The organism is Cryptosporangium sp. NPDC051539 (assembly GCF_044454545.1).
Lineage (GTDB): Bacteria > Actinomycetota > Actinomycetes > Mycobacteriales > Cryptosporangiaceae > Cryptosporangium.
On sequence record NZ_JBITDV010000001.1, the window covers coordinates 450,637 to 462,348 of the forward strand.

At 73.1% G+C, this 11,712-nt stretch carries 8 protein-coding genes; 3 read left to right on the forward strand and 5 right to left on the reverse strand.

Going from position 1 to position 11,712, the window contains the following annotated elements:
• The first annotated feature begins 56 nt into the window (after positions 1-56).
• The gene (locus ACIBZJ_RS02175) at positions 57-590 is read left to right on the forward strand and encodes a hypothetical protein (RefSeq protein WP_395924518.1); all 534 of its coding nucleotides are present in this window, start codon (positions 57-59) and stop codon (positions 588-590) included.
• Between the two features lie 207 nt (positions 591-797).
• Here the strand turns inward: ACIBZJ_RS02175 and ACIBZJ_RS02180 are convergent, their stop codons facing one another.
• On the reverse strand, positions 798-1,535 hold the full coding sequence (locus ACIBZJ_RS02180; protein ID WP_395924520.1) for an alpha/beta fold hydrolase: 738 nt from the start codon (positions 1,533-1,535) through the stop codon (positions 798-800).
• Positions 1,536-1,589: 54 nt separating this feature from the next.
• On the opposite strand from ACIBZJ_RS02180, the gene ACIBZJ_RS02185 reads away from it, so the two are divergent.
• On the forward strand, positions 1,590-2,009 hold the full coding sequence (locus tag ACIBZJ_RS02185; RefSeq protein WP_395924522.1) for a MarR family winged helix-turn-helix transcriptional regulator: 420 nt from the start codon (positions 1,590-1,592) through the stop codon (positions 2,007-2,009).
• A gap of 18 nt (positions 2,010-2,027) precedes the next feature.
• Here ACIBZJ_RS02185 and ACIBZJ_RS02190 read toward each other — a convergent pair whose 3' ends face one another.
• From ACIBZJ_RS02190 to ACIBZJ_RS02200, 3 genes are all read right to left on the reverse strand, one after another.
• The gene (locus ACIBZJ_RS02190) at positions 2,028-4,322 is read right to left on the reverse strand and encodes an MMPL family transporter (protein ID WP_395924524.1); all 2,295 of its coding nucleotides are present in this window, start codon (positions 4,320-4,322) and stop codon (positions 2,028-2,030) included.
• Between the two features lie 137 nt (positions 4,323-4,459).
• Positions 4,460-8,071, reverse strand: a complete 3,612-nt coding sequence (locus ACIBZJ_RS02195) for a P-loop NTPase fold protein (protein WP_395924526.1) — start codon at positions 8,069-8,071, stop codon at positions 4,460-4,462.
• Between the two features lie 72 nt (positions 8,072-8,143).
• Positions 8,144-9,013: a helix-turn-helix domain-containing protein gene (locus ACIBZJ_RS02200; RefSeq protein WP_395924528.1), complete on the reverse strand. Its 870-nt coding sequence runs from the start codon at positions 9,011-9,013 to the stop codon at positions 8,144-8,146.
• An 86-nt stretch (positions 9,014-9,099) separates the two neighbouring features.
• Here ACIBZJ_RS02200 and ACIBZJ_RS02205 point away from each other — a divergent pair, with 86 nt between their 5' ends.
• Complete coding sequence (locus ACIBZJ_RS02205; RefSeq protein WP_395924530.1) at positions 9,100-9,903, forward strand: SAM-dependent methyltransferase; 804 nt, start codon at positions 9,100-9,102, stop codon at positions 9,901-9,903.
• A 322-nt stretch (positions 9,904-10,225) separates the two neighbouring features.
• Here ACIBZJ_RS02205 and ACIBZJ_RS02210 read toward each other — a convergent pair whose 3' ends face one another.
• Entirely contained in the window at positions 10,226-11,608 is a 1,383-nt protein-coding gene (locus ACIBZJ_RS02210) for a PucR family transcriptional regulator (RefSeq protein ID WP_395924532.1), read from the reverse strand.
• Positions 11,609-11,712 lie beyond the last annotated feature (104 nt).

An 11,712-nucleotide genomic window follows, 5' to 3' on the forward strand; every position in this document is an offset into this window, starting at 1 on the left:
AACAGGACAGCACCCTCGAGGTAACGACGCCTCGAGTACTCCCGAAGGAGCTGTGCATGTCCCTCCCTTTCCGGCGGATCACCGCCGCCGCAGTATTCGTCCTCGCCGGTGGAACGTCGGCGTTCGTGATGGCGTCACCCGCCTATGCCGGCACCGTGACCGTCAACTACTCCTGCGAAGTCCCTCTCACCGGAACGCTCACCGGTGACGTCGACGTCACGATCACCGCGCCCGCGACCGCGGCCGTCGGCGACACCGTCGAGATCACCGTCCAGACCGGACCGGCGCCGTTCACGGCTCCGATCGACCTGGAGGCGGGCTCGGTGACACCGAGCATCGAGGTGACGGTCGGCGGGGCCCAGACCGGCAGCGTCACCGCGCAGGGCGCGCCGAACGCCGAACCGGTGCCGGCGAACACCCCGATCACGCCCGCTCCGATGACCGGCTCGCTCGCACTCACCAGCGCCGGGCAGGTCGACCTCTCCCCCGGGCCGATCACCGCGACCGCGGTCACGATCTTCGGCACGTTCGCGATCCCGTGCACACCCACGTCGACGCCGCCGGTCGCGGCGTCCATCCAGGTCAGCTGAGCGACAACCGTCGGAGGCGGCGGCCACCACCCTCGACGCGTCCGGGGTGAGGGTCGCCGCCGCGATCTGCGGGCCGACCCGCGACACCCGCATCCTGTGGGCGGCTACGACGCGATCCACTACTACGGACGGTCGATGCGCCGGGCCCACGACGCCGGTCCGGAGACGTTCGACCGGCTCTCCGGGCAGTTCTTCGATTCCTGGCCGTCAGCGGCCGACGAAGCCGGCGAGCACGTCGGTGAACAGGTCGGGGCTCTCGAGCTGGGGCAGGTGGCCGGTTTTCGGCAGGACCTCGAACCGCGCGCCGGGGATCGCGTCGGCGTAGGCGCGGCCGTACTCCGGGCTGACGATGCGGTCGGCGTCGCCCCAGACCACGAGCGTCGGCACGCCGATGGCCGGAAGCCGGTCGCGCAGCGTGGCGTCCACCATGGAGGGCGCGTACAGGGTGAGCGCCGCCCGGTTGCCGGCCATCGCGGCCCTGGCCGCGGGCGGGAGCACGGACGGGTCGATCCGGAACCGGTCCGGGTCGTGGTAGCTCAGGTCGGCGAGCTCCGGCAGCGTCAGGCCGAAGGTGCCGGCGACCGGGTGGCCGGGCACCTCGAGACCGACCGCGTCCACCAGGACCAGCCGGTCGACGCGGGGCGACCGGCGGATGCCGATCTCGGCCGCGATCCAGCCACCGATCGAGTTGCCGACCACGGTCACGCCGGTGAGGTCGAGCGCGTCGAGCAGCGAGACGTAGACGTCGGCGAGGCCACCGACCGTGGTGAGGGAATCCGGGCGGGGCGTGCCGTCGAAGCCGGGGTGGGTCGGCGTGATCACCCGGTAGGGGTGCCCGGCCGCGAGCCGGTCGGCATAGTCGGTGACCGACATCGGCCCGGCGCCGCCGTGCAGCAACAGCACCGGCGCACCGGCGCCCCGTTCCGAGTACGTGGGGGTATCCATATAAGGAACCTTAGATAAGGATGCTGATATAAGCAACCTGATACGCTGTCGGACATGACGCGATCCCTGGCCGAGGTGGGTCTGTCGGTGAAACGGCTGCAGATGCACCATCACCGCAGCGCGAACGCCGCCCTCGCTCCCCTGGACATCAGCATCGTCCAGTGGGACGCGCTGCGGCACCTGAGCCAGAACCCGGACGCGTCGCTGCACGACCTGGCGCAGCTGACGTTCCAGACCGATCAGTCGTTCGGCACTCTCGCCGGCCGGCTCCTCGACCGCGGCCTCATCGAGCGCGTCCCCGGCCCGGGCCGGGCCGTCCGCCACCGGCTGACCCCGCACGGCGAGCAGGTGCGGGAGGCCGGTCAGGCGCTCCTGAACGAGGTGCTGGAGCGGACGTTCCGCGTACTCGGGCCGTCGGAGCTGGAGATCTTCGACGGGTTCCTGCTCCGTCTGCTGAACGGCACCGGCGCCTGAGCGCCGGTGCCGCCGATCTCAGACCTTGACCGGTTCCCGGTCGGCCCGGTCCTCCTCGAGCTGCTGGTGCAGCTTCTCTCCTTCGATGTCGACGTTCGGCAGCAGGCGGTCGAGCCAGCGCGGCAACCACCACGCCGCCCGGCCGAACAGCGAGATCACGGCGGGCACGATCGTCATCCGCATGACGAACGCGTCCACGGCGACGCCGAGCGCGAGCGCGAACCCGATCGCTTTGATCGTCGGGTCGTCGATCAGGACGAAACCCGCGAACACGCTGGTCATGATCAGCGCCGCGGCGGTGACCACGCGGGCGCCGTGCCCGGTGCCGCTGACCGTCGCCTCGTGCGCCGACGCCCCGTGCGTGAAGTCCTCCCGCATCCGGGACACCAGGAACACTTCGTAGTCCATCGCCAGGCCGAACAGGATGCCGATCAGGATGATCGGCAGGAAGCTCACCAGCGGTCCCGGCGTCTGGACGCCGACCAGGCTCGCCAGGTGCCCTTCCTGGAAGATCCAGACCGTGATGCCGAACGTCGTCCCGACCGTGAGCAGGAAGCCCAGCGCGGCCTTGAGCGGCACCAGGATCGACCGGAACACGAGCATCAGCAGCAGCACCGAGAGCCCCACGACCAGCGCGAGGTAGATCGGCAGCGCGTCGGACAGCTTCTCCGACACGTCGATGCCGACCGCGGTCTGGCCGGTCAGCGAGACGTCCGCGCCGTCGATGCTCGCGGTCTTGGCCCGGACGTCGTGGACGAGCGTCTCGGTGCTGGCCGCGGTCGGGCCGTCCTTCGGGATGATCGCGAGCAGCGCGGTGCGCTCGTCCGAGCTGAAGTTCGGCTGGGTGATCGCGACCAGGTTCGGCGTACCGGCGAGCACCTGGCTGACCTGCTGCACGGCGATGGCCGTCGTCTGCGGCGAGTCGGTCGAGACGACCAGCGCGAGCCGCCCGTTGGCGCCCGGGCCGAAGCCCTGGGTGATCAGGTCGGCGGCGGCCCGCTCCGGAGTGCCGGGAACGGCGTGGGTGGCGTCCGGGAGCGAGAGGCGCATGCCCGCTGCGGGGACCGCCAGCAGGCCGAGGCCCAGCACCCCGACGACGAGGACCGGGATCCGCGCCTTGATGATCCACCGCGCCCACCGGAACCCGAACGGCTCGGCCGGGGATGCCTCGTGCTTTCCCGGGCCTTCGCTGTCGGCTTCGGCCACGGCGTCCGACGCGTGCCTGGGCCCGTCCGCGGCCGCGGGCGTCCCGGAAGTGGCGGACGCGGGAGACGCGGGAGACGCGGGAGAGGCAGCGGCCTCGCGGCGGGCCTTGCGGGGCAGCACCCGCAGGCCGGCGAACCCGAGGAGTGCGGGCAGGAGCGTGATCGCGACCAGCACCGCGACCGCGACCGTCCCGGCCGCGGCGAGGCCCATGGCCGAGAGGAACGGGATGTTGACGACCGTGAGCCCGGCCAGCGCGATGATCACCGTGATCCCGGCGAACACCACCGCCGACCCGGCGGTGCCGACGGATCGCGCCGCGGCCTCCTCCGGGTCCACCCCGTCGGCCAGGTGCTGGCGGTGCCGGGACGTGATGAACAGCGAGTAGTCGATGCCGACCGCGAGCCCCAGCATCAGCGCGAGGATCGGCGCGGTGCTGTTCAGCGAGATCACGCCGGACAGGGCGTACAGACCGGCCATCCCGGCCCCGACGCCGATCAGCGCGTTGAGCATCGTCATGCCTGCGGCGACCAGCGACCCGAACGTCACCAGGAGGACGACCAGCGCGACCGCGACACCGATGGCCTCCGACCCGCCGATCTCCGGCGGGGAGTTCATCACCTCGCCGCCGTGCTCGACCTGCAGCACGTCGCGCTGGGACTCGCCGGCCTGCTCGTAGGCCGTGCGCTGCGCCGCGGTGATGTCGTCGACCGGGTCGCGGAACTGCACCTGGATCAGCGCGTACCGGCCGTCCCGGGACAGCGACTTCGCGGTGAACGGATCGACCGCCCCGAGGACGCCCGGCACCTGCGACGCCTCCCGCACGACCTGCCCGACCGCGGCCGCCATGTTCGGGTCGGCGAGCGTGTCACCGGCGGGCGCCGCGACGACGATCGTCCCGGTGGCGCCGCTGGCCTCCGGGAACTCGTGCTTCAACGCGTCCAGCGCCCGCTGCGACTCGGTGCCGGGCAGTGCGAAGTCGCTGGTGGTCCTGCCCATGAACGCGGCCGCCGCGCCCCCGAGCGCGACCAGGAGTATCAGCCAGAGGATCACGACCAGCCGTCGGCGGCGGAACGAGCCGCGGCCGAGGCGGTAGAGCAACGTTGCCAATGTCTGTCCTAGGTGCAGAGGCGTCGAGTGGCGCGCTCGGGGTGTCCGGACACGCCTCGTCCACCGCTCATCCTGCCTTGCCGATCGGCAAGCAGCTAGCCGGTCGGCTAGTGGGATGGGTTACAGCCGGGATCGCGTCAGCCCGGCGGCGTCACGAACGAGAACCGCGCCACCTGCGGAACCCACTCCGCGAACCGGTGCGCCGGCGCGTTCCCGTAACGCGGGTGCGCTGCGAGCCAGCGGCGGACGACGCCGTCCTCGGGATCCGCGCCGACCAGCTGGTCGAGGGTGCCGTCGATCGGCACCGAGCGGCACCCGGCGACGACTCTCCCGGCGGTTCCGGGCTGCCCGGTGACGACCGCGAGCAGGAACGCGACGACCTCGTGGTCACCGATGTCGCCGCGCCGGTGGTCGAACTCGTCCGGGTCCTTCGCCCAGGCCTTCAGCAATCGGTACGTGTTCACGAACCGTTTGACCGTGCGCGGTGTCGTCCCGATCAACGGCGCGACGGCCGACATCGCGATCGCCTCCGGCTCGGTGATCGTGAGGACGACGGCCGGCAGCTCCCGGCGGGACCGGCGCGCGGGCCTCAGCCAGGCCGACGTCTGCTCCGAGGTCAGGCTGAGGGGCACGCTGACCGGTGGCGGAAGCGTCGTCAGGTGATCGGACCCGCGGAGCGCGGACTGGCCCGGATGCGCCGGCGCCGGGCGGACCGGCGCGGCCGGCGCGGTCTCCAGCGGCACGGTCGCCCGCGGCGCGGTGGCCTCGGGCACCGGCTGTCCGGTGAGTCCGGTGATCATCCGGCGGACCAGCCCTTCGTCCAGCGGTACCAGCCGCACCGGGATCTGAATGATCTTCTCCAGGTAGTCCGACGGCGTCGCGCCCCCGGCGTCGCCGAGCAACTGGTGGTACTTGATCCGCAGCGACCGGTCGAGCCAATGCGTGTCCACCGCGAGAAGCACCACGAACATCGGGAAGTTGAAGAGCAGGTGCACCGCTTCGAGCACCTGCACGACCTTCTCGGCCGCGCACCGGTCCAGGTCGTCGATCGCGATGACGACCCGCCGGCCGGTGCGAGCGAACACCGCGTCCACCTCGTCGAACCGTTCCCGGGTCCGGGTCACCAGGCTGAGCTGCTCGCGGTACTCGGTGACCGACGACAGCCGCCCGAGGATCGCACCCGGGTCCGATTCCGCCTGTTCCTCGATCCGCACGGCCTCCGCGGCCAGTCGCACCGCCTCGGTATCCGCAGCCCGCCGCGCCTCGAGCAGGTCGTCGTGGCGGGCCGCCGCGGCCCGGAGCGCCTCCGCACTCGTGCGATCGAAGAACCGGCCGGCGGCGGCCATCCCGCTCCGGCCGAACTCCCGGACGTCGGACGCCTGGGCACGCACGTCGCGGAAGCGGACGACCGCCCCGGCGACGATGCCGAGCACGGCGGTCCCGGCGCTCGCGATCGTGGCCAGCCGGCCCGACCAGCCGGCCAGGATCGCCGTACCGATCAGGAGCGCGAGCAGAAGCACTCCCCCGCCGGTCACCCACGCGACGAGCCGCTGCCGTTTCAGCCGGCCACGCGCGTCGTCGACGGCCTGCGCCGCGGGCTGCACCTGTGTCGCGATGCGCGTGGCCTCGGCCCGCGCCTCGGCGGCTCGCCGCTGCGCGTCGCGGACCTCAGGCAGTTCGTCCCTCTTCTCCGGCGCGATCCGGCGCAGCACCTGGTGCACCAGGCTGGCCCAGAGGTTGGTCTCGGCATAGTGCCAGGCGTTGAACGAGATCACGTCGACCGTGTCCACGTACCCGGGGTCACCGCCGCCGACGAGGTCGTCGAGTTGCGCGAGAATGCGGCCGAGGACGAACGTCTTGCCGGAGCCCCACCCGCCGAACAGCCCCACGGCCAGCGGTGGGCGGAGATCCGCCGACGCGATCAGACCGGCCAGCGCCAGTGCGTCCCGCTCGGCGTCGAGCAGGTCGTCACCGCCGGTTGCGTCCGGCTCGTACCCGGCGATGCCCCGGGACGTCGACCGGGACGACGTCACCGGCCAGACCCGAACCTCCCGTCCGGACCCGACGGCCACGCGATGTCCGTCCAGGTCGGACGCGAGCGCGTCGACCGGCCGGTCCTCGGTGCGGACCACGGCCATCGGCGGTTGCCCGGGGCGGCCGAGCGTCAGCCGGTCGTCCTCACCGGCCTCCGCCAGCGCGACCAGTTTTCCCAGCGACAGCACCGCGTAGGGGCCCTCCGGCCAGAGCAGCGTCCCGATCGTCGCGGCCGGGCTGTCTGCCACGGCCCCGGCCGACCGGAGGTCTTCGGCCAGCGTGCTCACCAGGCGGCCCTGCTCACCGTCGACGATCAGGCCGCGTCGGCCCGATCCGTCGGCTGCGAGGACCTGCACCGGGCCCGGTGCCCGGAAGATCGGTTCGGGCTCCGGCCGGTCGGGGCCCCACCAGCGGACGACGCCGTCCGGACCGCCGAGCCAGGCCGGCAGGCCCGCGGAGAGCGCTCCGCTCGTCACGCCGGTCACCCGGCCGAGCACCGAGGCGGTCGCCACGTCGACGATCTCCGCCGCGTCCGCGTCCAGCCGCAGGGCCAGGATGCCGGTGCGGCTCCAGCCGAGCGAGACGACGGCCCCGTCGACCGGCCCGACGCGGCGCGGGCGGTCGTCGGCGCCGACTACGTAGACCACACCGCCGGCCAGCGCGGCGAGACGAGAACCGTCCGGCGAGAATGCGAGGTGGCTCGCCTCGGCCGGCAGCGTCGCCGTCCATTCGGGCGGCGCGCCCAGCGCCAACGCCAGCAACGGCTGGTCCTCGGCCAGGTCGCGGCCGACCGGGCCGAGGACGGTATCCCAGGCCCAAGTCCGCTGCGTGATCGGAGACTCGTTCAGCCAGGCCACGCTTGCGTACAGGGATGTGGGGTGCACGTCGCCGGACCGGAGGATCCCCTCGACGACGCCCTCCCGGAGCAGCGGCCATCCCACGCCCGGATCCAGCGCGAGCCCGAAGACCAGCTCGGGCAGCCCGATCAGCCCCGGGCCCGGGCACCGGCGCCCCACCTCGTCGAGATGGTCGTCGAGGGATCCGGACGTGCCGGCCGCGGCGAGATCCTCCAGCCCGGGACCGGCGTCGGGCCCGCCCAGCGCCCGGATCACGGCGGCCACGAGCGCCCCCGTGGTCATCGGCGCCCCGTCGTCCGGAAGCGCGGAGGCCAGTTCGGCGGTGACCCGCGACGCCGGGCCGGCGGCCGCGGCGAGTTCCTCCACGACCGGACCGACCAGCTCCAGGACGGCCCGGTCGAGGACGTGGATCCGGAGCTCCGACCGGGGACTCGCGGTGCCGCGGAAACCGGTGATCACCGCCCGCACCGAGTCCGCGGGATCGAGCCCACCGGCGCCGCTGCCCAGCAACGGGATCGCGACCACGGCGCCGGGCACGAGCGCGTGCAGACCGATTCGCCCCGCCGCCTCCCGGACGACGTCCATGGTCTCGGAACGCTCGGAGGACAGGGGCCGCACCGTCATCGCGAACAGGACGGTCGTCGCACCGGCCCGGCTGCGCACGGGAACCACGGCACCGGGCGCGAACGGGCCCATCGGCGGATCGACCGCGAGCCGCAGGACCGCGCTGCGCACCGAGACGACCATGTCCCCGTCCACGGAGCACGGAGCGACCAGGTAGGGGGCATCGCTGGCGAAGACGTCACCGAGGACGAGTGTCACCGTCGGGCCGCGATCGGGCGCCACGGGCTCGGACACGTCACCTCCGGCTCCGATTCGGACTGCGCGTCACCGGGACCGTAACGCGGGCGATCAGGCGGGCGGGATCCCTCAGCCGTCCAGGGCGCGGAGGGCCTGGCGGAGGATGTCGGGGGTGCGCTGGGGCTCCTCGGCCTCGATGAAGAGCTGCGCCACCGCGGCCGAGTACAGGTCGAGGTCTTCCTGCTTGTCGAGGTACTGGGCGTTGGTCAGGTGCTCGAGGTACACCACATCGGACAAATCGTGGTCGGCGAACCGGAGAATGCTGAACGCCCCGCCGGCCGCGGTGTGGCCGCCGGCCCCGAACGGGACGACCTGGAGCTGGACGTTCGGCAGCGCGGTCGCGGTCAGCAGCGCCTCGATCTGGGCGCGCAGCACGGCCGGGCCGCCGATCGGACGGTGCAGCACGGCTTCGTCGATCACCGCCCAGAGCCGGGGCGGATCCGGACGGTTCAGGATCCGCGCCCGGGCCACGCGCAGCGCGACCCGCCGGTCGATCTTCGCCGGGCTGGTCTTCTCGTGGGCCAGGGCGATGACCGCCCGGGCGTAGTCGGCGGTTTGCAGCAGGCCCGGGACGAACTGGACCTCGTAGGTGCGGATCAGCTCGGCCGCCTGCTCGAGGTCGAGGTAGTGCAGGAACCAGGGGCTGATGACGTCGCTGTACTCGTGCCACCAGCCGTGCGCGTTGGCCTCGCGCATCAGCGCGAGCAACTCGTCGTGCTCGGCATCGCTGACGCCGTAGAGGCGCAGCAGATCGGCGACGTCACGCTCCTTGAAACCGACACGCCCGAGCTCGAGGCGGCTGATCTTCGATTCCGAGCTGCGGATCGAATCCCCCGCCTGCGCGCGGGTGAAGCCGCGAGCCTCGCGGAGACCCCGCAGACGAGCACCGAGCTGCAGCCTTCGCGCAGTCGGCCCGCCGTTCGGTTCCGGTGAACTCATCGGCGCGAGCATAGACCCCCCGGCGGACCGCTCCGCCGTTCCCCCATTGTGGACAACCTGGTGACCCCACGGACGATAATGCGGGCATGACCGAGGAATCCAGCGCGCCGATCGACGACAAGATCGACATCAGCGTTCCGCAGTCGGCCCGGATCTGGAACTACTGGCTCGGCGGCAAGGACCACTTCGCGATCGATCGGGCGGCCGGCGACGAGGTGCTGGCCAAGATTCCCGACATCGCGCTCGGCGCCAAGGGTGAACGCGCGTTCCTGAAACGGGTCGTGCGGTACCTGGTGCGAGACGCCGGTATCACCCAGTTCCTCGACGTCGGTACCGGTCTGCCGACCGCGGACAACACGCACGAGGTCGCCCAGGCCCTCGACCCGTCCAGCCGGGTCGTGTACGTCGACAACGACCCACTGGTCATGGTGCACGCGCGGGCGTTGCTCGTCAGCACCCCGGAGGGGGCCAGCGACTACGTCGAGGCCGATCTGCGCGACACGGAGACGATCCTCGCCGCGGCGAGGGAGACGCTCGACCTCGGCCGGCCGATCGGTCTGATGCTGCTCGGCGTCGTCAACCACCTGATGGACGACGACGAGGCGTACGCCGCCGTCGGACGCCTGGTCGCGGCACTGCCCCCGGGGAGCCACCTGGTGCTGACCCACTCGACGGCCGAGATCCACGGCGAGCCGATGCTGCAGGTGATGCGGGAGACGACCGAGCGCGGGGGGACGCCGATCCGGGCGCGGACCCGGCCGGAGATCGAGCGGTTCTTCGACGGTGTCGAGCTGCTGGAGCCCGGGGTCGTGTCGTGCTCGCGCTGGCGTCCGGACTCCGGTGGCGAGCCCGACGTCTACCTGTTCGCGGGTGTGGGCCGGATCGGCTGACGCGTGTCCGGCCGCCCGCCGCGCACCGCCGCCCTCGCCGCCGCGGCGGTCGTTCTCGCCGGGGGCTGCACCGGCGCTTCCGACCGGCCGGCGCCCGGCCCGAGCCCGCCGGCCCCGGCGCCGGGCGTCGTCGACCGGTGTACGTCCGGCGCCGGGGTCGACGGGCTGCAGTCGCGGCAGGGGGCCGGCGACGGGGCCACGCTGTGGGCCCTGTTCTTCCCGACGGCGCCCCAGCTGCACGCGGGCACCGAGATCAAGATCGTCTGGCGGATGACCGGTGCCGGCCCGCTCACGATGACCGCCGCCGGCCCGGGCGGCCGGGTCAGCGGGCGGCTCGGGGGCCCGGCGCGTCGGGGCGGTCGGAGTCCAGCCGGAAGGCGAGCACGGCCAGGTAGAGCTCGGTCAGCGCCCGGGTGCTGGTCAGGCGGCGTCCGGTCAGGGCCTCGATGCGGTGGGCACGCTTGAGCACGGTATTGCGGTGGCAGTACAGGCGCCGGGCGGCGGCCGAGAACGAGCCGTCGGCGTCGACCAGCGCCTCCAGTGTGCTCAGGTACAGCTCCTGTTCGGACGGCCGGAGCGTGAGCAGCCCGCCCAGCGTGTGCCGCACCAGCACGTCCGAGACGTCGGGCGCGCCCGCCACCAGCGCGTGCGGCAGGCGGTCGGTGACGCGGACCAGCCCTGAGTACGACGCCGGGAGCGTCCGGAGCGTCAGGGCGGCCAGGCGGTGGGCGCCGGGCACCTCGTCGAAACCGTCGATCAGCGGCGAGACCGTCGCCTGTCCGGGCAGCCCCTCCCGCAGCGCCGCCTCCACCGCGTCGACGCCCGCCGCGCTCTCCAGCGCGACCAGCCCGGAGTCGCGGGCGCCGTGCGTCACCCACGCCGACCGGAATCCGGCCGCGCGCAGGAGCGCCTCCGGCGTGACCCCCGCCTCCGCGACCGCGGGCTCCGGCAGCGCGCCCCCGGGCGGGACGGTCCCCGGCACGGCCGGCCACGGAATCGCTCCGAGCGCCGCCGGCCCGCCGGACGTCTCGCCCGGCGGCGCCGGCACCACCGCCTCCACCGGCGCGGCGCCGAGCGTCGCGATCACCACCAGGAGCGGGCCCCGGCCCGGAATACCGAGCACTTCCTCGGCCTCGGCCGCCGCGGCCTGGGTCGACGGCCGGCGCTCCAGCAGACCCGACAGCACCATGTCGCGGCGGCGCCTCGTCGTGCGCGCCAGCCGGTCCTGTTCCTCCCGGTAGGCCTTCGCGACCAGCGTCGACACCCGGTCGAGCGCGTCCCAGACGACGACCGCCTCCCCCAGCAACCGGCGGACGCACTCGTCGCCGGCGAGCGTCGCCTCGCGCACCAGGCCCTGCCAGATCGCCCGCGCGCACAGCCGGAAGCTGTGCAGCAGCCACTCCAGCGGCAACCCCTGGGTCGCGCGCTGCCGCCCGGTCTCGCGCAGCGCGAGTGCCCGCTCCTCACCGTCGTGGCCGGTCGGATCGGCGAGCTCGCCCAGCATCTGGTGCAGGCTCACCGAGCAGACGTCACGCAGGCCGGCGGCGGTCAGCGCGCTCACCGCGCGGTAGTCCGGCATCGCGTCGACGACGTGCCGGAAGACCGTGGCGGTCAGCGTCGGCAGCGAACGGGCGCGCAGCCGGGCGGCCAGCGCGTGCACGCCCGGTCCGACCGGCACCGAAGCCAGGTCGGCCGCCGCTGCCATGACGGCGGAGCGTACGGGATCGTCCCGGTTCGGCCCAGCTTCCGGCTCCACTGAGTGAAATCGGGACGACAGTGTGCAGTCTGCACACCCCGGGCGGGACCGAA

Excerpts from the sequence above, each read along its gene's own strand:
- ACIBZJ_RS02175 (WP_395924518.1), top strand. The coding sequence starts at position 57 with ATGTCCCTCCCTTTCCGGCGGATCACCGCCGCCGCAGTATTCGTCCTC.
- ACIBZJ_RS02180 (WP_395924520.1), bottom strand. The coding sequence starts at position 1,535 with ATGGATACCCCCACGTACTCGGAACGGGGCGCCGGTGCGCCGGTGCTG.
- ACIBZJ_RS02185 (WP_395924522.1), top strand. The coding sequence starts at position 1,590 with ATGACGCGATCCCTGGCCGAGGTGGGTCTGTCGGTGAAACGGCTGCAG.
- ACIBZJ_RS02200 (WP_395924528.1), bottom strand. The coding sequence starts at position 9,013 with ATGAGTTCACCGGAACCGAACGGCGGGCCGACTGCGCGAAGGCTGCAG.
- ACIBZJ_RS02205 (WP_395924530.1), top strand. The coding sequence starts at position 9,100 with ATGACCGAGGAATCCAGCGCGCCGATCGACGACAAGATCGACATCAGC.
- ACIBZJ_RS02210 (WP_395924532.1), bottom strand. The coding sequence starts at position 11,608 with ATGGCAGCGGCGGCCGACCTGGCTTCGGTGCCGGTCGGACCGGGCGTG.